The organism is Streptomyces shinuiensis (genome assembly GCF_043660855.1).
GTDB lineage: Bacteria > Actinomycetota > Actinomycetes > Streptomycetales > Streptomycetaceae > Streptomyces.
On the sequence record NZ_JBIHML010000001.1, the window covers coordinates 4,728,833 to 4,751,187 of the forward strand.

Consider the following 22,355-nt stretch of genomic DNA (forward strand, 5'->3'; position numbering starts at 1 on the left):
CATTCGACGACAGAACGGAGCACCGGCAATGGCCCTCACCGCCGTGCCGAAGAAGCGCGCCCTGCCGGGGAAACCGGGGAAGCCGGGAAAGCAGGGGAAACCCGGGCTCACCGGGAAGCGCGGCCTGCCGTACGTACTGATCGCGCCCGCCGGGCTGCTGATGCTGGGCTTCATCGCCTATCCGATGCTCAGCGTCCTCCACTACAGCCTCCGGCACTACAACGTCACCAAGCCCTGGCGGAACGGCTTCGCGGGTCTGGACAACTTCCGTGAGATCTTCTTCGAGGACCCGCTGTTCTGGCAGACCCTCGCCTTCAGCGCCAAGTGGGTCGTCGCCGAGGTCGGCCTCCAGCTCGTCTTCGGCCTGGCGCTCGCGCTGATCGTCAACCAGACGTTCGTCGGCCGTGGCATCGCCCGGGCCCTGGTCTTCTCGCCCTGGGCCGTCTCCGGTGTGCTCACCACCACCATCTGGATCCTGCTGTACAACCCCTCCACTGGTCTGAGCCGCTACCTGGCGGACGCCGGCATCGGCGAGTACGGCACCTCCGTCCTCTCCGACACCGGCACCGTCTTCTGGGCCGCCGTCCTGGCCGAACTGTGGCGCGGTGTCCCCTTCTTCGCGATCCTCATCCTCGCCGACCTGCAGTCCATCTCCAAGGACCTGTACGAGGCGGCCTCGGTGGACGGCGCCGGCCGCTTCCGGCAGTTCTGGCACATCACCCTGCCGCACCTGAAGGACGCGATCATCCTCTCCACCCTGCTGCGCGCGGTGTGGGAGTTCAACAACGTCGACCTGCTCTACACCCTCACCGGCGGCGGACCGGCCGGCGTGACCACCACGCTCCCGCTCTACGTCGCCAACACCGGGATCGAGGGCCACGACTTCGGCTACGCCTCCGCGCTGACCACCGTGGCCTTCGTGATCCTGCTCTTCTGCTCGATCCTCTACCTGCGCCTGAGCAAGTTCGGAGGCGACGACAAGTGACCGCAGCAATCGTGGAGAAGGGCGCCCAGGCGCCCGCCCCGGCCGACGGGGAGAGCCCGCCCCCGGCCCTGAAGAGAGCCCGGCAGCGCAAGCTCGACGACGGGCCACCGCGCTGGCAGATCTACGTTCCCCTGGGCGTCTACCTGCTCTTCACCCTCATCCCCTTCTACTGGATGCTGCTGTTCGCGCTCCGCCCCTCCGGTTCCACCTCGCTGGTGCCCTGGCCGATGACCGGCGAGCACTTCGAGAAGGTCTGGAACGATCGCAGCTTCGGCACCTACTTCCTCAACAGCACCCAGGTCGGCATCGCCTCGATGGTGATGACGATGGCGGTGGCCCTGGCCGGCGGGTACGCCCTGGCGCGCTTCCGGTTCCGGCTGAAGAACGCCTTCATGCTGGCGCTGCTGTGCTCGCAGTTCATCCCCGGCGCGCTGATGCTGGTCCCGCTGTTCGAGACCTTCCGCAACCTCCAGCTCATCAACTCCATGTGGAGTGTGATCATCGCGGAGACGGTCTTCCAGCTACCGCTGTCGATGATCCTGATCAGCGGCTTCATCAGGAACGTCCCCGAGTCGCTGGAGGAGGCGGCCTGGGTGGACGGCTGCTCCCGGCTGCGGGCGTTCGCGGCCATCGTGCTGCCGATGCTGCGGCCCGGGCTGATCGCGGTGGGCTCCTTCGCCTTCGTGCACAGCTGGAACCACTTCCTGTTCGCCCTGATGTTCCTGTCCTCGCAGGGGAAGCAGACGATCCCGGTGGGCCTGAACACCCTCATCGGCTCGGACAGCGTGGACCTGGGCGCGCTCGCGGCGGGCGGCGTGGTCGCCGCCGTGCCCGTGGTGATCATCTTCGCCTTCATCCAGAAGTGGCTGATCACCGGATTCAGCGCGGGGGCGGTGAAGGGCTGATGACTTCCGCACCCGCCCCCGCCGCCTCCACCGCCGCGCAAGCCCTGCCGGTCGTGCTGGCCGGCGCCCGCGGCCACGGCCGCTGGCACCTGGCCAACATCCGCCGCCTCGCGCAGGAGGGCCTGGTCCGCCTGGCCGGGATCTGCGAGCTGGCACCGCTGGACGGTGACGAACTGGACGGCCTCGGCAACCCCGAGCAGTCGGCCGACTTCACCGCCCTGCTGGAGAGCACCGGCGCGCGGATCGCCGTGATCTGCACCCCGATCCACACCCACACCGACCTGGCGCTGGCCGCCGCCGAGCGGGGCGTGCACCTCCTGCTGGAGAAGCCGCCCGCGCCCTCGTACGCGGAGTTCGGGCGGATGGTGAAGGGGGTGCGGGCCGCGGGTGTCGCCTGCCAGGTCGGTTTCCAGTCGCTGGGCTCGCACGCCGTCACCGCCGTGCGCGACCTGATCGCCGACGGCGCGATCGGCGCGGTGCGCGGCATCGGCGCGGCCGGCGCCTGGAGCCGCGACCTGGCCTACTGGGACCGTGCCCCCTGGGCCGGCCGGCGCCGCCTGGAGGGCCGGGACGTGGTGGACGGCGTCCTCACCAACCCCCTGGCCCACGCGGTGGCCACCGCGCTGCGCATCGACGGCGGCGACCGCGCCGAGGACGTCGCCGGCATCGAACTGGAGCTGTACCGCGCCAACGCCATCGAGTCCGACGACACCTCCTGCGTCCGGCTGCGCACCGCGCACGGCGACGGGACGGCGGGCGAGATCACGGCGGCCGTGACACTGTGCGCAGAGCGGCCCGGCGAGCCCTACGTCGTCGTCCACGGCACCGGCGGCCGGATCACCTTCTGGTACAAGCAGGACCGTCTGCTGCTGGAGCGCGACGGGCACGCGCCCGAGACCACCGAGCACACCCGCACCGACCTGCTGGGCAACCTCGTGGCCCACCTCACCGGCGGAGAGGAGCTGCTGGTGCCGCCCGAGCGCACCGGCGCCTTCATGCGGCTGGTGGAGGCCGTGCGCACCGGGCCCGAGCCGCGCCCGCTGCCCGGGAGCGCCTGGCGCACCGAGCCCGGCACCGGCGGCGACGGCTCCGCCCGGAGGATCGTCACCGGCATCGACGACCTGGTCGCGGCGGGGGCCGGGGAGCTGGCCCTGTACTCCGAACTGTCCGACGGCTCCGGCCCGCGCGCGCCCTGGGCCGCTTCCGCGGCGGAGCCCGGGCCGAAGGGGGCCGGGGCATGACCGAGCCGTACCCTGACACCCCCGAAGGCACCGGCTCCGGCACCGCCGAAGCCACCGAAACCGCCGGAGCCGTCGAACTGCGCTGCGGCGGACGGACCGTGGCCCGCTACGAGTACCGGCCGCGCCTGGCCGGGCGGGAGTCGCCGCGCCCCTACCTGCACCCCGTCCACACCCTGGGCGGCACCGCCGTCACCGAGCTGCGGCCCGCCGACCATGTGCACCACCTCGGGGTGAGCGTGGCCGTCCCCGACGTCGGCGGCACCAACTTCTGGGGCGGCCGCACCTTCGTCCGCGACCGGGGGCCGGTCGAGCTGGACAACCACGGGCACCAGAGCCACCTGGGCTGGCCGGACCTGCGCGAGGACGGCTTCGGCGAGGAGATCGCCTGGCAGCGGGGCGGGCGGCGGCTGCTGACCGAGCGCCGCACCGTCACCGCGCGGGCGCTGGACGCGGGCTGCTGGGCGCTGGACCTCACCACCGAACTCACCAACGTCTGCGGCGAGGAGCTGTCGGTGGGCAGCCCGGCCACCAACGGCCGCCCCGGCGCCGGCTACGGCGGCTTCTTCTGGCGTCCGCCCATCGGCCCCCGCCCGCCGGAGGTGTTCACCGAGGACGCCGAGGGCGAGGAGGCGGTGCACGGCTCGCGGGCTCCCTGGCTGGCCATGGCGACCGACACCTGGACGCTGGTGTTCGCCGGGGCCACCGAGGACACCCGCCGCGACCGGTGGTTCGTGCGCGCCGCCGAGTACCCGGGCGTCGGCTCCGCGCTGGCCTGGGACGGCAGACTGCCGCTGCCCGCCGGGCGGCCGGTGGTGAGGCGGGTGGTCACCGGTGTCGCCGACGGGCGGCTGGAGAGGGCCGCCGCCGCCGAGGTCGCCGCCCGGCTCACCGGGAAGGAGGTGCCCCGATGACGCCCTTCCCGGTGACCCCGGCCCCGGACACCACGGACACCACAGCCCCCGCGGACCGGATCTACCGCAACCCGGTGCTGGACGCCGACTGGTCCGACCCCGACGTCATCCGCGTCGGCGACGACTACTACCTGACCGCCTCCAGCTTCGGCCGCGCCCCCGGACTGCCGATCCTCCACTCCCGGGACCTGGTCAACTGGCGGATCATCGGCCACGCCCTCCGGCGGCTGGAGCCGGAGCAGGCGTTCACCGCCCCGCGCCACGACTGCGGGGTGTGGGCGCCGTCCATCCGCCACCACGCCGGCCGGTTCTGGATCTTCTGGGGCGACCCCGATCACGGTATCCACCAGATCAGCGCCGAGGACGTACGGGGCCCGTGGAGCAGACCGCACCTGCTGAAGGCCGGCCGCGGACTGATCGACCCCTGCCCGCTGTGGGACACCGACGGCCACGCCTACCTGGTGCACGCCTGGGCCAAGTCGCGCTCCGGGATCAGCAACCGGCTGACCGGCCACAGGATGAGCCCCGACGGCCGCGAACTGCTCGACCGGGGCCGCACGGTCGTCGACGGCGACGCGCTGCCCGGCTGGTTCACCCTGGAGGGCCCCAAGCTCTACCGGCACGGCGGCTGGTACTGGATCTTCGCCCCGGCCGGGGGAGTGGGGACCGGCTGGCAGGGCGCGTTCCGCTCCCGGGACGTCTTCGGTCCCTACGAGGAGCGCATCGTGCTCGCCCAGGGCCGCACCGGTGTCAACGGCCCGCACCAGGGGGCGTGGGTGCGGGCGGCCGACGGCTCCGACTGGTTCCTGCACTTCCAGCAGCGCGGCGCGTACGGGCGGGTGGTGCACCTGCAGCCGATGCGCTGGAGCGAGGAGGGCCGGAAGGAGGAGGCCGGCTGGCCGGTGATCGGTGACGAGGGCGAACCCGTCACCGCCCACCGCGCGCCCGTGAACGCCGAGCGCCGGGCGGCCCCCGCCACCGACGACGACTTCCCCGGCGGCCGCTTCGGCCACCAGTGGTCCTGGACCGCCAACCCTCCCCTGGCCTCCGGCATGGGGGGCGCCACGGGCTGGACGGTCGCCCACTGCGGTGACGGACTGCGGCTGGTCTGCCGCCGCACCGCCGACGACCGGGACCTGCGCCGGCTGCCGAACGTACTGGTCCAGCGGTTGCCCGGCCGCCCGTGCACGGTCGAGGTCGAGCTGCGGCTGGACGGCGCGGGCAGCGGCGCGAGGGCCGGACTGGCGGTCCTGGGCGACGCGTTCGCCTGGATCGGCCTGGAGCGGGACGCCTGCGGGATCCGCCTGGTGCACCGCTTCGCCGAGCCCGCCGCCGAGCACGAGCGGGACGCCGCGCACCCCCGGCCCGCACCGGACGGCCGCGCCCGCCTGCGCATCGAACTCCTCCCCGGCGCCCGCTGCCTGTTCTCGGCGCGCACCGGGGACGACACCGGCCTCATCCCCTCCGGCCCGCCCTTCGCCGCCACCCCCTGGCGCTGGGTCGGCGCCCAGCTCGGCCTGTTCGCCACCGCTCCCGAAGGCGGCGGACCGGCCGGAACCGCGGCCTTCACCCGATTCCGCGTCACCTGATCCGGCCCGCCGGACACCCCGTACCCGGACAACCACCGCGCGATCCATCCCCAGGACACCCCACACCCCGACCCACGAACACCCAAGCGGAAACGCACGACCAGGAAAGAGACTCGATGATGAGTGGAAACGACAGCCGCAGACACCGTGCCCGCACCCTGCTGGCCCTGGGCATCAGCGCGTCCCTCGCCCTGACCGCCACCGCCTGCGGCGGCTCGGGCACCGAGACGGGCAGCGAGGGCGAGGGCGAGGGGAAGATCGTCTTCTGGGACAACAACGGCGGTGTGCGCACCGAGGTCTGGAAGAAGATCATCACCAGGTTCGAGGAGGAGAACCCGAACATCGACGTGGAGTACGTCGGCATACCCATCGCCGACGTGCAGTCCAAGTACGACACCGCCATCCAGGGCGGCGGCGACAGCCTTCCGGACGTCGGCATGGTCGGCACGGCCTACCTCGCCAACATGGTCGCCCAGGGCGCCCTGGACCCGGTCGGCGACCGGGTCGAGGACGGCCCCCTGAAGGGCAAGCTGGTCAACGGCATGGTCGAGAGCGTCAAGGCCGCCGGAGGCGAGAAGGACGAGATGTTCACCGTCCCGACCTCCGCCAACCAGGGCGTGCTGTGGTACCGCACCGACCTGTTCGAGGCGGCCGGCCTGGAGGGTCCCACCAGCTGGGAGAACTTCTACACGGCCGCCGAGGAGCTGACCGACAAGAAGGACAACCGGTTCGGCTTCACCATCCGCGGCGGTGCGGGCTCCGTCGCCCAGGCGCTGGAGATGATGTACGCCCAGTCCGGCGTCGACAGCTTCTGGAACGGTGAGAAGACCACCGTCAACGCCCCCGAGAACGTCAAGGCGCTGGAGAAGTACGTCGGCCTGTACAACAAGTACACGCCCAAGGCCGACCTGAACAACGACTTCACCAAGATGGTCGCCACCTTCACCGGCGGCGAGGTCGGAATGCTCCAGCACAACCTGGGCTCCTACACCGACCATGTGAAGGCGTTCGGCCGGGACGGCGTCGACGGACTGCCGATGCCGCCCTCCTCCGAGGGCGGCCCGCGCACCCTGGCCTCCAACCCGGTCGACGGGCTCGGGCTGTTCAAGTCCAGCGGGAACAAGGCCGCGGCCTGGAAGTTCATCGAGTTCGCCGCGTCCGCCGATATGAACAGCCTCTGGAACGAGTCCGCCGGAGCCATCCCCGCCCACACCGACGCCGCGGACGACGAGTGGATCAACAAGGCCAAACCCACCAAGGCGGCCATGGAGTCGCTCGACGACCCGAACACCAAGATCGTCCAGCTTCCGTACTACCTGCCGGACTGGAACAGCATCAGCAAGGCCGACACCGAGCCCAACTTCCAGAAGCTGCTGCTGGGTCAGATGACGGCCAAGGAGTTCGCCGACGACCTGGCCGAGCGGCTCAACGAGGCCCAGGCCGAGTGGAGCGAGCAGAAGGGCTGACGCCCCGCCGCGGCGGGGCGGTACCGCACCGGACCGCCCCGCCGCCCGCGACCACCGGACGTCTTCGGAAGGCCCGGAGCGGCCCGGCACCCGAACACCCCCGTACGACCCGTACGACCGAAGGAGTCACAGTGCAGAGAAAAGTGTGCCAAGCATGTGTCATGGCCCTGGCGGGGTGCGCCTCACTCGCCCTGGCGGCCCTCGCCGTACCCGCACAGGCCGCGCCGCGCCACGGCGGCGACCAGGTCCGTGCCGTCCTGCCGGAGAACGACGGCTGGGCCTCGGCCGAGGGCGGCACCACCGGCGGCGCCGACGCCGACGCCGACCACGTCTTCACCGTCACCGACCGCGCCGAGCTGGCCGCCGCGCTGAACGACGGCGACGACACCCCCAAGATCATCAAGGTCAAGGGCACGGTCCACGGCAACGCCGACGACCAGGGAAGGCCGCTGACCTGCGAGGACTACCAGCGCGACGGCTACACCCCGGAGAAGTACCTCCAGGCGTACGACCCCGCCGTCTGGGGCGAGAACGAGCCCTCGGGGCCGATGGAGGACGCCCGCGCCGCCTCGGCCGACGAGCAGGAAAAGCGGGTCAAGCTCGACGTCGGCTCCAACACCACCCTGATCGGGGTGGGCGAAGACGCCACCATCCTCGGCGCCAGCCTCCAGATCCGGGGCGTGGAGAACGTCATCGTCCGCAACATCACCTTCGAGGACACCTACGACTGCTTCCCGCAGTGGGATCCCACCGACGGTGAGAACGGCGCCTGGAACTCCGAGTACGACAACGTCGTCGTCTACGGCTCCCGCCACGTCTGGATCGACCACAACACCTTCACCGACGGCCGCCGCCCCGACAGTGAGCAGCCGCGCTACTTCGGGCAGCTCTTCCAGCAGCACGACGGCCTGCTCGACATCGTGCGCGGCGCCGACCTGGTGACGGTGAGCTGGAACGTGTTCACCGAGCACGACAAGACCATCCTGCTGGGCAACAGTGACAAGGCCGAGGCCGACGACCGCGGCAAGCTGCGCACCACCTTCCACCACAACCTCTTCGAGGACATCAACGAGCGCGCCCCGCGCGTGCGCTTCGGTCAGGTGGACGCCTACAACAACCACTTCAAGCAGAACGAGGGCGCCAAGTACGGCTACACCTGGGGTATCGGCAAGGAGGCCGCGCTCGTCGCCGAGCACAACGCCTTCACCCTCCACAAGGGGCTGACCCCGGCCGACACCATCCGCCAGTGGACACCCGGCACCTCCATGACCGAGCGGAACAACTGGGTCAACCACCGGCCCGTCGACCTGCTGGCCGCCCACAACGCCGCCAACCCCGACCGACTCCTCGGTGACGACGCGGGCTGGACCCCGAACCTGCGCACCCGCGTCCACCACCCGCTGGCCGTCCCGTACCTGGTGGGCTGGTACGCCGGAGCCGGGGAGATCAAGGTCAGGGACGGAAAGGGCGGCAGGTGAGCACCACCGGCCGCGGCGCACTCCCGGCCTGAGCCGGCGCCGTCCTCTCCCTGGCCCCGGCGGGGCCGGGCCCCACGCCGGGCCCGGCCCCGCCGGTCCGCGGCCGGCCGAGCCTCCTTGCGGCACCCGTCGGCTCAGTCCGGGCCGGGGACGACGAAGCCGCTCTCGTAGGCGGTGATGACCGCCTGGGTGCGGTCGCGTGCGCCGAGTTTGGCGAGGACGGCGGCCACATGGGTCTTGACGGTGGCCGCTCCCACCGCCATCCGGCCGGCGATCTCGGCGTTGGACAGACCGTGTGCCATCAGCCGCAGCACCTCCGCCTCGCGCCCGGTCAGCCGGGCGCGCAGGCTCCGGCCGCGGTGGTGCGGTGCGTAGCGGGCGGCCAGGGAGCGCACGGCGGCGGGGAACAGCAGTGAGACGGTGACGGGTGCCCGGCCCGCGTGGCGCAGCGCGTTGGCCAGGCCCTCCTGGAGGATGCGGTACGCCTCCCGGGACACCGCCTCGGGCAGGAGGCCGGGTGTTTCCCGCCAGGAGCCGGGGCCGGTGGCGAGGGTCACGGGTGTGCCGCTCGCGCGGGTCCGCTCCAGCAGGCCGTCCAGCCCGGCGAGGGTCGGTCCGGCCGGGGCCCGGGAGGGTGTCCCGCCGTCCTCGCGCAGCATCCCCAGTACGGCGTCGAGTCCGCCGGTGGTGTGCCGGGCGGTCTCCTCGATGGCGGTCAGTGCCCGGCGGACGAACTCCGGGTCGGAGCCGAGTGCGGTGCGGGCCGCGCCGGCCTGGAGTGCCACCGCGCTCAGCGCGTGGCCGACGGAGTCGTGCAGTTCGCGGGCGATCCGGTTGCGGGCGGCGAGCGCGGCGGCGCGGGCCTCGGCGGCGGCCAGCCGGTCCGCCGGTGCGGGGCCGAGCAGGGTGGGGGCGGCCACCGGTGCCGTCCACAGGGCCGCGTCCGGTGTGTCCCAGTACCACCGCCGGCGGTTCTCCCGCAGTGCGCGGGAGAACGGTGTGGCCGTCAGCACCGCTGCGGCGGGCGGGATGGCCAGGGTGGCGCCGCTGACCGGTGCGCCCAGCCCCAGGTGGAGGGTGAACCACACCGCCGTGCGCCGCCGGGCGGCCCAGGAGGCGGCCGGTGCGGTGGTGAGTTCCTCGCCGGGTATCCGGCACAGTGCCCGTGCGGCGGCGCTCTCCAGGGTCCGGGCCAGTGGGAAGAGCGCGGTGGCGGCGGCCGGCGGCAGGGACAGGCCAGGGCGACGGCGGTGCGCAGCCGTATCGTCCTGGCCCGGCCGGCGGGGAAGGCGAGCAGCAGTACGCCCGTCGCGGCGGCGGCCGCGGCGAGTGCGTCCAGGCCCGCGATCAGCCGGAAGGCGCTGTCGGCCCGCTCGGCCCGGTGGGCGGGGAGTCCGGTCGTGGCGCCGGCCGACCACAGCAGTTGTGCCGCGAGGGGAAGCAGTGCGGCAGCGGCGGCGGTCACCGCGATCGTCCGCCGTGCGGGGGAGGCGGTCTGCGACTTCGGTGGGGGGAGCGGGCCGGGGTGAGGGGTTACAGGTGGCGGGTGGCCAGGGCCAGCCGGTCGCGCGCGTCGAACAGGGCGTCCTTGATGGTCTGTTCGTGGGCGGGGGTCAGCCGTGCGACCGGGACCGAGCAGCTGATGGCGTCCCGTGCGGGGGTGCGGTAGGGGATGGCGACACCGAAGCAGCTCAGTCCCAGGGTGTTCTCCTCGCGGTCCACCGCGTAGCCCTGTTCGCGGATCTGGCGCAGTTCCTCGATGAGCTTGTCGCGGTCGGTGACGGTGTGCTCGGTCAGCGGTGCCAGGGTCTCGGGGAGCATCGCGCGGACCTGGTCGTCGTCGTAGGTGGCCAGCAGCGCCTTGCCCAGCGAGGTGGAGTGCGCGGGCAGCCGCCGTCCCACCCGGGTGAAGGGGCGCAGGTAGTGCTGCGACTGGCGGGTGGCGAGGTAGACGACGTTGGTGCCGTCCAGCCGGGCGAGGTGGATGGTCTCGGTGGTGTCGTCGGAGAGCCTGTCCAGGGTGGGGCGGGCGGCGGCCACGACCTCGTCGCCGTCGATGTAGGAGGTGCCCACCAGCAGGGCGCGCACTCCGATGCCGTAGCGGGTGCCGGTGGCGTCGGTCTCGATCCAGCCCAGCTCCACGAGCGTGCGCAGCAGCATGTACAGGCTGGACTTGGGGTAGCCGACGGCCTCCTGGACGGCGGCGAGGGTGTGCATGCCGGGCTGTCCGGCGAAGAACTCCAGCAGTTCCACGGTGCGCACCGCCGACTTGACCTGTGCCCCGCCCGCCTCCGGTTTCCTGCCGGGGGCGCCCCCGTGCGCAGAAGGCATCGACCTTGACCCTTTCACTCGACCGGCCATAGAGTCCCGAATGGTTATTCACACACAGGGACAGCGTTCAGTATATCGAACAAGGTCTCCGGGGGGACAGTCCTCGGCGTCCGGGATCCTGGCCGTGCCCCCGCCGGTCCCGTCGTCCCCTGCCGTCGTCCGGTCGGCGGCCGTTTCGAAGGAGGAGTTCAGCGGTGGCAGTACCAGTGTGGAGCGTCGACCCCAGAACGGGGAAGCGCCGTGAACAGATCGCGGCCGAGGCCACGGCCGCCGATGTCGACGCGGCCGTGCGTGCCGCCCACGCCGTGCGCGGTGAGCTGGCGGGCCGTGCCGCCCGGATCGCCCTGCTGCGCGCGGCCGCCGAGGAGCTGGAGGCCTCCCGGGAGGAGATCGTCGCCGCGGCGGACGCCGAGACCGCGCTGGGCGAGGTCCGGCTGAACGGCGAACTGGGCCGCACCGCCTACCAGCTGCTCGCCTTCGCCGACGAGGTCGCCGACGGCGGGTACCTGGACGTCGTCATCGACCACGCCGACGCCTCGCTCACCCCGCCCCGGCCCGATCTGCGCCGCTACAAGATCCCCCTGGGCGTCGTGGCGGTCTACGCGGCCTCCAACTTCCCCCTGGCCTTCTCCGTCCCCGGCGGCGACACCGCCAGCGCGCTCGCGGCGGGCTGCCCGGTCGTGGTCAAGGCGCACCCCGACCATCCGGCCACCTCCGAGCTGTGCGCGGCCGCGCTGCGCCGCGCGGCCGCCCGTGCCGGTCTGCCCGAGGACGTCGTCCGTGTGGTGCACGGCTTCGACGCGGGTGTGGAGCTGGTCAGGCACCCGCTGGTCGCCGCGGCCGGGTTCACCGGCTCGATCCGGGGCGGCCGGGCCCTGTTCGACGCCGCCGCGGCCCGTCCGGCCCCCATCCCCTTCCACGGCGAGCTGGGCAGCCTCAACCCGGTCGTCGTCACCGAGGCGGCGGCGAGGGAGCGCGCCGAGGAGATCGGTGGTGGGCTGGCCGGGTCGATGACGCTGGGCTCGGGGCAGTTCTGCACCAAGCCGGGGCTGGTGCTCGCTCCCGAGGGCGAGTCCGGCGACCGGTTGCTGGGGGCCCTGGCCGACTCCGTCGCCGAGGCCGCCCGCGGGCCGCTGCTGGACACCCGGATGCGCGAGGCGTTCCTGGCCGGGGTGAGGGCCCGGGCGGAGCTGGAGGACGTGACGGCGCCGGTCGCCGCGGCCGAGGGCGAGGAGCAGGCCGTGGGTGCGGGCTTCCTCACCGTTTCGGCGGAGCGGCTCGCCGGCTCCGAGCGGCACGCACTGCTGCTGGAGGAGTGCTTCGGGCCCGTCACCGTCGTCGCCCGCTACCGCGACGCCGGCGAGGTCAGCGCCGTGCTGGCCAAGCTGCCCGGCAACCTCACCGCCACCCTCCACATCGCCGAGGAGGAGTCGGGGCGGGAGGACGGCACCGCGGCCGGGCTGCTGGCCGAGCTGACGCCGCTGGCCGGGCGTGTCCTGGTCAACGGCTGGCCCACCGGTGTCGCGGTCGCCCCCGCCCAGCACCACGGCGGCCCCTACCCGGCCACCACCTCCACCTCCACCTCGGTCGGCGCCACGGCCGTGGAGCGCTGGCTGCGTCCGGTCGTCTACCAGGACACCCCTGCGGCGCTGCTGCCGGAGGAACTGCGCGACGACAACCCGCTCGGGCTGCCGCGCCGGGTGGACGGACGACGCGAGGGCTGAACGCCCGGGATTCCCGGACCCTCTCCGTGGCCGCCCTCCGCGGAGAGCGGCCACGGGCGCTCTGCGCGGAGGGCGGAGGAGGAAACCCTCTGCCCATAAGCGAGGCTTTGAGATTGCCCAAGACAATTCGTCATGGACAGGAGCGAACCGGGGCGACAGAGTGGCGTGCATGGAGACCTCACTGCCGGAAACACCGGATCTGCCGGGCCTGTGGGACCTCGCGCGGGCCGAGTTCGCGCCGACGACCGTCTACCTGAACACCGCCTCGCACGGCCTGACCCCCGCCCGTACCGCCGACACCCTGCGGGAGGCGGTGCGGGAGACGGTGGAGGGGCGCATGGACATGACGCGCTGGTTCGCCGTGATCGAACAGGCGCGTGCCCGTTTCGCCCGGCTGGCCGGTCTGACCCCGGACAGGGTGGCGCTCGGAGCGGCCGTCTCCGCGCACGTCTCGCTGGTCGCGGGCTCGCTGCCGCCCGGTGCCGAGGTGCTGGTGGCCGACGGCGACTTCAGCTCCCTGGTCAACCCGTTCGCGGTGCGCGCCGACCTCAAGCTGCGCACCGCCCCGCTTCAGGAGCTGGCGGACGCCGTCCGGCCCGGCACCGCGCTGGTGGCCGTCAGCGCCGTGCAGTCGGCCGACGGCCGCCTCGCGGACCTCGCCGCCGTCGCCGGGGCCGCACGGGCCCACGGCGCCCGCACCCTGGTGGACACCACCCAGGCCACCGGCTGGCTGCCGCTGGACGCCGGCGCCTTCGACTACACCGTGTGCGGCGCCTACAAGTGGCTGCTGTGCCCGCGCGGCACCTCCTTCCTCACCGTGCCCGGGGACGGCGGGGACCTGCTGCCCGTGCAGGCCGGATGGATGGCGGGGGAGCGGCCCTGGGACAGCTGCTACGGGACGGTGGAGGAGATGGCCCGTTCCGCCCGCCGCTTCGACATCTCCCCGGCCTTCCTGCCCTACCTGGGCGCCGAGCGCTCCCTGTGCCTGATCGAGGAGGCCGGGCCGGAGGCGGTCGGTGCCCATGACCGGGCCCTGGCGGCCCGCTTCCGCGCCGGCGCCGCCGCGCTGGGCCACCGCCCGGTGCCCGGCGAATCGGCGATCGTCGCGGTGCCCGGGCTGGGCGGGGCCGCCGACGCGCTGAAGGAGGCGGGAGTGGAGGTCTCCGTCCGGGCGGGGAACCTGCGCGCGGCCTTCCACCTGTACAACACGGCCGAGGACGTGGAGCGGCTGCTGGCGGTGCTGCCCCGGGCGTGACCCGCGGCCCCGGGTCCCCGGCTCCGCGGGTCACGCCCGGGGCCCCGCGGTCACGCCGACTGCCTGCGCACCAGCTCGGTCGGCAGGATCACCGCCGACGGCTCCTCGCCGCCGATCAGGCCCAGCAGCACCCGTACCATCTCCGAGCTGATCCGGTCCCACGGCTGGCGGACGGTGGTCAGCTCCGGGAGCCCGGCGACGGCGGCGGGGGAGTCGTCGAAGCCGCCGACGGCGACGTCGTCCGGCACCCGCCGCCCGGCCCGCTCCAGCGCGGTCAGCGCACCGCGCGCCATCAGGTCGGAGGCGACGAACAGCGCGTCCATCCGCGGTACCCGCTCCAGCAGCTCGGCGGCGGCCCGCCGGCCGCTGTCGCGGCTGTAGTCGCCGTGGGCGACCAGCTCGTCGCCGGCGGGGAGCCCGGCCTCGGCCAGCACCTCGCGCCAGCCCGCCAGCCGGTCCACACCGCCGGGGGTGTCCGGCGGTCCGGCGACCGTGGCGATGCGGCGGCGTCCGAGCGAGACCAGGTGCCGCACGATGTCGCGGGCTCCGTCGCGGTCGTCGGCCGCCACATGGGCGATCCTGGCGGTACGACCGCTGCGGTCGATCGGCCTGCCGCTGGCGACCACCGGTATGCCGGCCCTCGTGAGCTGCTCGGCCACCGGGTCTCCGCTGTGGCTGGAGACCAGCAGGACGCCGTCGACATGGCCCGCGGTGACGTAGCGCATGACACGGCGCCCGCGGACCGATGCGGCCAAGCCGGCCGCCTATCCGCTGGTGGTGGTCCCCGCCCTCTACCTGGCCACGGTGGAGGCCGGGGAGAACCTGCGCGCCTACGTCGCCGCCGGCGGCACCCTGGTGGTGTCGTACTTCTCCGGCATCGTCGACGAGCACGACGCCGTCCACCCCGGCCCCCACCCGGGCGCGCTGCGCGAGGTGCTGGGGCTGACGGTCGAGGAGTTCCAGCCGTTGCGGGCGGGTCAGACGGTGACCGTCCTCGGCCCCGGCGTCCCCTCGCTGGAGGCCGGCGTATGGGCCGAGACCGTCGTGGCGCGGGGCGCCGGGACGGTGTGGTCCTACGGCGGCGGTCCGGCCGCGGGCGGGGTCCGCGTGGTCCGCCTCGACGGCTGAGCCCCGGTTGCCCGGCGGCCCACGGGGGGCGGGCCGCGCGACCTCACGGCGGTCGTGGCCGCCGTACCGGGCCGGCGGGCAACCGGGAGCCGGCCCGGACCGCTGTGCCCTACCGGCGCCGGAGGTCCTGGGCCGCGGCTGATCCGCCCCCGCCCGCGGGTGGCGGAGAGGCGGGCCGCCGTGGCGGTCCCGCCCCTCATTGCATGTCCCGTTCCCCGCCGGCCCGTACGGAACGGCCCGGCGGGGAGACGGCGCGCCGGTCGCTCCTCACCTCACGGGAGTGGTCACTTCACGGGGGTGAAGTCCCGTGCGCCGAGGAAATCCGGGCGCGGGATGGGCGCCGCGAACGGTTCCACCGCGGTGTTCTCCACGCTGTTGAAGACGATGAAGACGTTGCTGCGCGGGTACGGGGTGATGTTGTCCCCGGAGCCGTGCATGCAGTTGCAGTCGAACCAGGTGGCCGAACCGGGCTTGCCCGTGAACAGGTGGATGCCGTGCTCGCCGGCGAGCCGGGTCAGCGCCTCGTCGGACGGTGTGCCCGCGTCCTGCATCTGCAGGGACTTCTTGTAGTTGTCCTTCGGCGTGGCGCCCTCACAGCCGAGGAACGTCCGGTGCGATCCGGGCATGATCATCAGGGCGCCGTTGGTCTCGTAGTTCTCGGTCAGGGCGATCGAGACGGAGACCGTCCGCATGTTCGGCAGACCGTCCTCGGCGTGCCAGGTCTCGAAGTCGGAGTGCCAGTAGAACCCCGATGCCCCGAAGCCCGGCTTGACGTTGATCCGGCTCTGGTGGACGTACACGTCCGAGCCCAGGATCTGACGGGCGCGGCCCACCACCCGCGGGTCCCTCACCAGGCCGGCGAAGACCTCGCTGATCTTGTGGACCTCGAAGACGGAGCGGATCTCCTGGGACTTCGGCTCCACGATCGAACGCTCGTCCGCGCGGATCAGCGGGTCCGAGACCAGCCGGTTCAGCTCCCGGTTGTAGACCTCCACCTCATCGGGGGTGATGAGCTGGTCGATCGCCAGGAAGCCGTCCCGGCCGTAGGACTCCAGGTCCGCGGTCTCGATCGGCCCCGGGGTGCCGGGGGCGGACCACACCGTGGGGTCCTGCCGCGGGGTGATCACCTCGGAGGCTCCCCGGGTCGGGTAGAGGTCTGCGATGCGTTCGGGTGCGGTGGTCATGGTTCTGCCTTCCTCTCCTCATCGTGCGGCCCTGTACCCGCGTGTGGCCGCTTCGCTGCGGGTTCTCTCGCCAGGGCCTCCCGTGTGGTCTCGGCTGCCGTCCGCACCGGCCCGTCTGGCTCGGCCGGTGCGGGACGTCAGCTCTCGTCCGGTTCGGTGAGCAGGGGGTAGACGCCGTTCTCGTCGTGGTCCTCACGGCCGGTGACCGGCGGGTTGAAGACGCAGACGCAACGGAAGTCCGTCTTGGGACGAAGTGTGTGCTTCTCGTGGCCGTCCAGCAAGTACATGGTGCCGGGGGTGATCCAGTGCTTCTCGCCGGTCTCGTCGTTGGTGAGCTCGGCCTCGCCCTCCACGCAGAGGACGGCCTCCACGTGGTTGGCGTACCACATCGAGGTCTCCGTACCCGCGTAGAGCACGGTCTCGTGCAGCGAGAAGCCCACACGCTCCTTCGCGAGCACGATCCGCTTGCTCTCCCAGGTGCCGGATGCGGACCTGACGTGGCGGTCGGTGTCCTCGATTTCCTGTAGCGATCGGACGATCACAGTGAAGTGGTGCCTTTCCGGTCAGAGGCCCATCCGCGGAAAAACCTGCGGGATGGGCCGTTCGGGTGGTGCGTGCGGCGACCGGACGCCCCCGGCGCCGGAACGGGCGCCGGGGACGGGCGGTGCCGCGGGTGTCAGGCGGTCTCGCGGACCGCGCGGGCCAGAATGCGCAGGCCCTCGTCCAGCTCCTCGGGGGAGATCGTCAGTGCCGGAAGCAGCTTGACGACCTCGCTCTCGGGGCCGGAGGTCTCGATGAGCAGTCCGAGCTCGAAGGCGCGGGAGGCCACGGAGCCGGCGCGCGCCTTGTCGTGGAACTCCATGCCCCACACCAGGCCGCGGCCCCGGACGTCGGCCACCTCCTCGGGGTGCTCGGCGGCGATGGCGCGCAGGGCGGCCTCGACCTGCTCGCCGCGGGCGAGCGTCTGCTTCTCCATCTGCCCGTCGGCCCAGTAGGTATTCAGGGTGGCCGCGGCGGTGACGAAGGCGGGGTTGTTGCCGCGGAAGGTGCCGTTGTGCTCGCCGGGCTCCCAGACGTCCAGCTCGGGCCGGAACAGGGTCAGCGCCATCGGCATTCCGTAGCCGCTGATGGACTTGGAGACGGTGATGATGTCGGGGGTGATCCCGGCCTCCTCGAAGGAGAAGAAGGCGCCGGTCCGGCCGCAGCCCATCTGGATGTCGTCGACGATCAGCAGCATGTCCTGCCGCTTGCACAGCTCGGCCAGGGCGCGCAGCCACTCGGCCCGGGCGACGTTGATGCCGCCCTCGCCCTGCACCGTCTCGACGATCACGGCGGCCGGCCGGTTCAGGCCGGAGCCGGAGTCCTCCAGCAGCCGCTCGAACCACAGGAAGTCCTCGACCTTGCCGTCGAGGTAGCGGTCGAAGGGCATCGGGGTGCCGTGCACCAGGGGGACGCCGGCGCCGGCGCGCTTGAAGGCGTTGCCGGTCACCGCCAGGGAGCCCAGCGACATGCCGTGGAAGGCGTTGGTGAAGGAGACGATCGACTCCCGGCCCTTGACCTTGCGGGCCAGTTTCAGGGCCGCCTCGACGGCGTTGGTCCCGGTCGGGCCCGGGAACATCACCTTGTGGTCCAGGCCGCGCGGCTGCAGGACCACCTCCCGGAAGGTCTCCAGGAAGGCGCGCTTGGCCGTGGTGGACATGTCCAGGCCGTGGGTGACGCCGTCGCGCTCCAGGTAGTCCAGCAGGGCGCGTTTGAGGACCGGGTTGTTGTGGCCGTAGTTCAGTGATCCGGCGCCGGCGAAGAAGTCGAGGAACGCGTGGCCGTCCTCGTCGTACATGTAGCTGCCGCGCGCCCGGTCGAAGACGGTGGGCCAGCCGCGGCAGTAGCTGCGCACCTCCGATTCGAGGGTCTGGAAGATGCTCAGGTCGGGCTGGGTGATGGTCACAGCGATCTCCTGGGAGATGGATTGCGGGAGGAGTGAGAGGTCTGGGGGCCGGGGCGCGGTGCGGCGCGCCGCGCGGCGGTCAGCCGCCGGCGGCGGCTGGTGGGGGCGCGGCGGCCAGGGGCGGGACGGGCCCGATCCGGTACAGCACCTCGGGCTCGTGCCCCTCCTCCGGGAACAGCGCGCCCTCGAAGAGGACCTCGCGCCGCACCGGGGCGCCGTGGCGCTCCGCGTAGGAGGTGAACAGTCGGTTGGAGGCGGTGTTGTCAGGGGTGATCGTCGTCTCGATCCCGTCGATGCCGAGCTCCTCGGCGGCACGGGTGGTCAGCCCGTCGAGCATCGCCGCGGCGAGGCCGCGTCCGCGCTGCCCGTGGTCGACGGCGACCTGCCAGACGACCAGGGTCCGCGGGTGCTGCGGCCGGACGTAGCCGGTTATGAAACCGACCGGCTCACCGTCGCCGTCGCGCGCCACCACCGAGGTGGCGGCGAAGTCGCGGCACCACAGGAGGTAGCTGTAGGAGGAGTTGAGGTCGAGGACCCGGGAGTCGCGCGCGATCCGCCAGATCGCTGCGCCGTCCTCCACGCGGGGCGCGTCGAGCTTCAGTCCCTCCGGCATTTCGACGGTCTTTCTGTGGGCACCTGCATGGTCTGCTTGTGCGGCGGTCATGCAAATCCAATTTACCCAGAGCGAAGTCAAATCACATCGAGGAAAGGGGTTACGCAGGCGTGCGTTCCATGTTATCGCGCGTGGGTGCGCACGCGCACGAGAAGCGGTGCGTTATGCCTGGTGTGCCCCGTATTTTCCGGGCAAAGAGGAATCGGTGTTGAGTCCGTCACAGATCCATAACGAGCGCGGAACGTGTCCGAAATACGAGGTTCGCCGATATCGAATCTTAGTGTTTAAGGACCGCGTGAGCGGGCATGAGGATATGGGATTCTATTCTCATCAGGCGTCCGTAAATTCATCTTCGATTCATGGAAGATACCTCAGCGAAACCGGATCGTGAGGTTCTTCGGGGAACTCGGCGGAAGTTTCCCCTCCGCCGCCACCGGTCCGGCCGGTGTCCGTCGGCGGCTGTCCCGGGCCGGACGATCGCGTCGGGCGCCCGGTCACCAGCCGCCCCGTCCCGCGGGCCCGGCGCTCAGCGCCCGCACGGTCTCGCAGGCGCGGTCGGAACCCGCCCGGGCCGGCGCCAGCATCCGCTCCAGCTCGGCGATGCCGCGCGAGGTCTGGCTCTTGACGGTGCCGACCGAGATGCCCAGGGTGCGGGCGGTCTCCCTCTCCGACAGGTCGAAGGCGTGCCGCAGCACGACACACGCCCGCTTGCGCAGCGGCAGCCGGGCGAGCGCGTCGCGCACGTCCAGCACCGCGGGTACGTCCGGATCGTCGACGCGGTCGGGCCGGTGCGACCAGAACAGGGCGATCCGGCGGTGCTCGCGCACCAGACTGCGCAGCCTGGTGCGAGCCATGCCGGCGACCACGCTGCGCGCGTACGCCAGCGGATGCCCGCCGGCCCGCACGGTGTCCCACCGGCGCCACACCGCGACGAATGCGTCGGCGGCGAGGTCGTCGGCTCCCTCGGAGTCTCCCAGCAGCAGATAGGCGAAGCGGGAAAGGTCGGCGTAGTACCGGTCGAAGAAGGCGTGGAACTCTTCGGCGGGGGCGTCCACGCGGCCTCCTCAGGGCTCGACGGATCCTGTGAAGTGGTGCGCCACGGCCCCCTGCGGCTGCGTGAGCGTAACAGGGGACTCGTACAGTGCGGCATATGAGCGAGCGCGGGAATTTCCACATCCGGGGACGGGTCCTGACCGGGCCCGGCCCCGACGACGTCCGGGACGAGATGTGGGTCGTGGACGGGCGGATCACCTACGAGCGGCCCACCGGGCCGCTGGAGACGACCACGGTCGAGGGCTGGGCACTGCCCGGACTGGTGGACGCACACTGCCACGTCGGACTCGACGCCCACGGCGCCGTCGACGACGCCACCAGCGAGAAGCAGGCACTCACCGACCGCGACGCCGGGACGCTGCTCATCCGGGACGCGGGATCCGCGGCCGACACCCGGTGGATCGACGACCGCGAGGATCTGCCGCGCATCATCCGGGCCGGCCGCCACATCGCCCGCACCAGGCGCTACATCCGCAACTACGCCCATGAGATCGAGCCCGGGGACCTGGTGGCCTATGTGCGGCGCGAGGCGCGGCGCGGCGACGGCTGGGTCAAGCTCGTCGGCGACTGGATAGACCGCGAGCAGGGCGATCTGACCGCCTGCTGGCCGCGCGGCGCGGTGGAGGCCGCCATCGCGGCCGCCCACGAGGAGGGCGCGCGGGTCACCGCCCACTGCTTCGCCGAGGAGTCGCTGCGCGATCTGGTGGAGGCCGGGATCGACTGCGTCGAGCACGCCACCGGTCTGACCGAGGAGACCATCCCGCTCTTCGCCGAGCGGGGCGTCGCGATCGTCCCCACCCTGGTCAACATCGCGACCTTCCCCCGGCTCGCCGAGGGCGGCGAGAAGAAGTTCCCGCGCTGGGCCGACCACATGCGGCGGCTCCACGAGCGCCGCTACGACACCGTGCGCGCGGCGTACGACGCGGGCATCCCGGTCTTCGCCGGCACGGACGCGGGTGGCTCGCTGCCCCACGGACTGGTCGCCGACGAGGTCGCGGAGCTGGTGGCGGCGGGCATCCCGCCGGTGGACGCCCTGTCGGCGACCACCTGGGCGGCCCGCGCCTGGCTGGGGCGCCCGGGACTGGAGGAGGGTGCCGAGGCGGACCTGGTGGTGTACGAGGCGGACCCGCGGGCCGACGTGCGGGTGCTGGCCGCGCCGCGGGCGGTGCTGCTCAGGGGTCGTTTCGTGCGGTGAGGCGTGCGGTGAGGCGCGCCGGGGCCCGTGGCGGGAGGGGCTGCGACCGCCTCATGGAGACGCAGCACGTTACCCATGATGTGCTAATCGAAAACTGCGACCGGTGTGACTCTTTCGAGTGAACTAACGCTGTGTGTTCGTACTTTCGCGCTACGTGGGTCAACAATGGCGTGGTCTCAGTCACCGGTGTGAGCGATGTCCCCCATTGGCCGCCGGTGACGTCACGCAATCCGTGGGGGTTTCACCTGTGAACAAGTCTGTCTACGGCCTGCTCGCCGCCGCCGTTCTGGTGGGGGCCACCGCCGCGCCCGCGAACGCCGCCGGCGACGAGGGCTCGGCGAGCGCGGCCGTACTCCGGGCCAGTCTGGAGGTCTCCCTGCTCAAGGGGGGCGCCGCCGTACCGCTGAAGACCGAGCTCAACGCGGTCCGGGCGCCCGAGAGCGCCGACGAGACCCTGCTGGAGGCTCGCGTGGACGGCGCGCACAACGGCAAGCCGTTCACCATGCTGGACGCGAAGGCCGCCGCTTCGAGCGCGACGGTGGGGGAGGGGAAGGCCGAGGGCCGGTCCAGCCTGGCCGAGGCCAGGGTGTACGTGCCGGGGCTGCTGCGGCCCCTGGTCAGGACCGAGCTGGTCACCTCCCGCGCCGTGTGCGAGGCCGGCGCCCGGCCGACCGCCGGGTCCGAGATCCCCGGCACCGTCACGGTGCTCGGCAAGAAGGTCACGGTGAAGGCCGGCGGCACCACCTCGGTCCGGGTGCCCGGCGTGGGCACGGTCGAGCTGAAGCTGGCCGAGACCGTGACCACCACCCGCACCGCCGCCGCCACCGCCCTGGGACTGGACATCGTGGTGGACCCGGTGAGCCTGGGCGTGGCAGCGGTCAAGGGCCGGGTGGCGCTGGTGGAGGCCGCCTGCGAGACGCCCGGTGGCGGAGGCGGCGGCAACGGTGGCTCCACCGGCGGCGACGGCGGTGCCACCGACGGCGGTTCCACCGGTGGCGGCTCCGCCGACGGGGGCTCGACGAGCGGCAGCGGCGGCTCCACCGAGGGCTCCGACGGCGGTGGTCCCACCGGGGGATCCACCGGTGGCGACAGCGGCTCGGCCGGTCCCGCCGGCTCCACCGACGGCAAGGGGAACGACCCGCAGCCGCAGACCGGTCCGGAGCCGTCCGGCGAGAAGCCCACCGGCAACCTCGCCGAGACCGGCGGCAGTTCGGCCACGCCGTACGTCGCCGGCGGAGCGCTGGCGCTCGTCGCCGCGGGCGGCGGGCTGCTGATGCTGCGCCGCCGTGCCTCAGACGCGGCCGACGCCTGATCCGACCGCTGCCGGGCCGGCCTCAGTCCGGCCCGGCAGC

The 22,355-nt window shown here is 72.6% G+C and carries 18 protein-coding genes and 2 pseudogenes; 12 read left to right on the plus strand and 8 right to left on the minus strand.

What is annotated here, in order from left to right; translation table 11 throughout:
- Window positions 1-28 precede the first annotated feature (28 nt).
- The 7 genes from ACGRHY_RS21340 (at window position 29) to ACGRHY_RS21370 (ending at window position 8,575) form a co-directional block, all read left to right on the plus strand.
- A complete protein-coding gene (locus ACGRHY_RS21340) occupies window positions 29-985 on the plus strand; it encodes an ABC transporter permease subunit (protein WP_394636929.1) in 957 nt (318 codons plus the stop codon).
- Window positions 982-1,890: a carbohydrate ABC transporter permease gene (locus ACGRHY_RS21345; RefSeq protein WP_394636930.1), complete on the plus strand. Its 909-nt coding sequence runs from the start codon at window positions 982-984 to the stop codon at window positions 1,888-1,890. The genes ACGRHY_RS21340 and ACGRHY_RS21345 overlap by 4 nt, the downstream gene beginning before the upstream one ends.
- Window positions 1,890-3,131 carry a Gfo/Idh/MocA family protein gene (locus ACGRHY_RS21350; RefSeq protein WP_394636931.1) on the plus strand — a complete coding sequence of 414 codons (1,242 nt, stop codon included), beginning with the start codon at window positions 1,890-1,892 and terminating at the stop codon, window positions 3,129-3,131. Before ACGRHY_RS21345 ends, ACGRHY_RS21350 begins: the two co-directional genes overlap by 1 nt.
- Window positions 3,128-4,042 (plus strand): DUF6807 domain-containing protein, encoded by a 915-nt coding sequence (locus ACGRHY_RS21355; RefSeq protein ID WP_394636932.1) that lies wholly within the window; start codon window positions 3,128-3,130, stop codon window positions 4,040-4,042. The genes ACGRHY_RS21350 and ACGRHY_RS21355 overlap by 4 nt, the downstream gene beginning before the upstream one ends.
- Complete coding sequence (locus tag ACGRHY_RS21360; RefSeq protein ID WP_394636933.1) at window positions 4,039-5,631, plus strand: glycoside hydrolase family 43 protein; 1,593 nt, start codon at window positions 4,039-4,041, stop codon at window positions 5,629-5,631. The genes ACGRHY_RS21355 and ACGRHY_RS21360 overlap by 4 nt, the downstream gene beginning before the upstream one ends.
- Window positions 5,632-5,750: 119 nt before the next feature.
- Complete coding sequence (locus tag ACGRHY_RS21365) at window positions 5,751-7,097, plus strand: ABC transporter substrate-binding protein (protein ID WP_394638146.1); 1,347 nt, start codon at window positions 5,751-5,753, stop codon at window positions 7,095-7,097.
- Window positions 7,098-7,258: 161 nt separating this feature from the next.
- On the plus strand, window positions 7,259-8,575 hold the full coding sequence (locus tag ACGRHY_RS21370; RefSeq protein ID WP_394636934.1) for a pectate lyase family protein: 1,317 nt from the start codon (window positions 7,259-7,261) through the stop codon (window positions 8,573-8,575).
- Between the two features lie 134 nt (window positions 8,576-8,709).
- Here ACGRHY_RS21370 and ACGRHY_RS21375 read toward each other — a convergent pair whose 3' ends face one another.
- Both ACGRHY_RS21375 and ACGRHY_RS21380 read right to left on the minus strand, forming a co-directional pair.
- A complete protein-coding gene (locus ACGRHY_RS21375) occupies window positions 8,710-9,663 on the minus strand; it encodes a helix-turn-helix transcriptional regulator (protein WP_394636935.1) in 954 nt (317 codons plus the stop codon).
- Between the two features lie 445 nt (window positions 9,664-10,108).
- Window positions 10,109-10,906, minus strand: a complete 798-nt coding sequence (locus ACGRHY_RS21380) for an IclR family transcriptional regulator (protein WP_394636936.1) — start codon at window positions 10,904-10,906, stop codon at window positions 10,109-10,111.
- 194 nt (window positions 10,907-11,100) lie between these two features.
- Here ACGRHY_RS21380 and ACGRHY_RS21385 point away from each other — a divergent pair, with 194 nt between their 5' ends.
- Together ACGRHY_RS21385 and ACGRHY_RS21390 are read left to right on the plus strand one after the other, a co-directional pair.
- Entirely contained in the window at window positions 11,101-12,630 is a 1,530-nt protein-coding gene (locus ACGRHY_RS21385; RefSeq protein ID WP_394636937.1) for an aldehyde dehydrogenase family protein, read from the plus strand.
- 169 nt (window positions 12,631-12,799) lie between these two features.
- Window positions 12,800-13,885 carry an aminotransferase class V-fold PLP-dependent enzyme gene (locus tag ACGRHY_RS21390; protein WP_394636938.1) on the plus strand — a complete coding sequence of 362 codons (1,086 nt, stop codon included), beginning with the start codon at window positions 12,800-12,802 and terminating at the stop codon, window positions 13,883-13,885.
- 50 nt (window positions 13,886-13,935) lie between these two features.
- On the opposite strand, the pseudogene ACGRHY_RS21395 reads toward ACGRHY_RS21390, so the two are convergent.
- Window positions 13,936-14,619: pseudogene (locus ACGRHY_RS21395) on the minus strand (substrate-binding domain-containing protein); the annotation flags it as partial.
- A 25-nt stretch (window positions 14,620-14,644) separates the two neighbouring features.
- On the opposite strand from ACGRHY_RS21395, the pseudogene ACGRHY_RS21400 reads away from it, so the two are divergent.
- Window positions 14,645-15,001, plus strand: a pseudogene (locus ACGRHY_RS21400) (beta-galactosidase trimerization domain-containing protein); the annotation flags it as partial.
- Between the two features lie 296 nt (window positions 15,002-15,297).
- On the opposite strand, the gene thpD reads toward ACGRHY_RS21400, so the two are convergent.
- From thpD to ACGRHY_RS21425, 5 genes are all read right to left on the minus strand, one after another.
- On the minus strand, window positions 15,298-16,197 hold the full coding sequence (gene thpD, locus ACGRHY_RS21405) for an ectoine hydroxylase (RefSeq protein WP_394636939.1): 900 nt from the start codon (window positions 16,195-16,197) through the stop codon (window positions 15,298-15,300).
- Between the two features lie 137 nt (window positions 16,198-16,334).
- Entirely contained in the window at window positions 16,335-16,739 is a 405-nt protein-coding gene (locus ACGRHY_RS21410; protein WP_093655460.1) for an ectoine synthase, read from the minus strand.
- Between the two features lie 134 nt (window positions 16,740-16,873).
- Complete coding sequence (ectB, locus tag ACGRHY_RS21415; protein ID WP_394636940.1) at window positions 16,874-18,142, minus strand: diaminobutyrate--2-oxoglutarate transaminase; 1,269 nt, start codon at window positions 18,140-18,142, stop codon at window positions 16,874-16,876.
- Window positions 18,143-18,221: 79 nt separating this feature from the next.
- Complete coding sequence (gene ectA / locus ACGRHY_RS21420) at window positions 18,222-18,755, minus strand: diaminobutyrate acetyltransferase (RefSeq protein ID WP_394636941.1); 534 nt, start codon at window positions 18,753-18,755, stop codon at window positions 18,222-18,224.
- Between the two features lie 494 nt (window positions 18,756-19,249).
- Window positions 19,250-19,810 (minus strand): SigE family RNA polymerase sigma factor, encoded by a 561-nt coding sequence (locus tag ACGRHY_RS21425; RefSeq protein WP_394636942.1) that lies wholly within the window; start codon window positions 19,808-19,810, stop codon window positions 19,250-19,252.
- A 95-nt stretch (window positions 19,811-19,905) separates the two neighbouring features.
- Between ACGRHY_RS21425 and ACGRHY_RS21430 the strand changes: the two genes are divergently transcribed.
- Both ACGRHY_RS21430 and ACGRHY_RS21435 read left to right on the plus strand, forming a co-directional pair.
- Window positions 19,906-21,003, plus strand: a complete 1,098-nt coding sequence (locus ACGRHY_RS21430) for an amidohydrolase family protein (protein ID WP_394636943.1) — start codon at window positions 19,906-19,908, stop codon at window positions 21,001-21,003.
- Window positions 21,004-21,250: 247 nt separating this feature from the next.
- A complete protein-coding gene (locus tag ACGRHY_RS21435; RefSeq protein WP_394636944.1) occupies window positions 21,251-22,315 on the plus strand; it encodes an SCO1860 family LAETG-anchored protein in 1,065 nt (354 codons plus the stop codon).
- The last annotated feature ends 40 nt before the right edge of the window (window positions 22,316-22,355 follow it).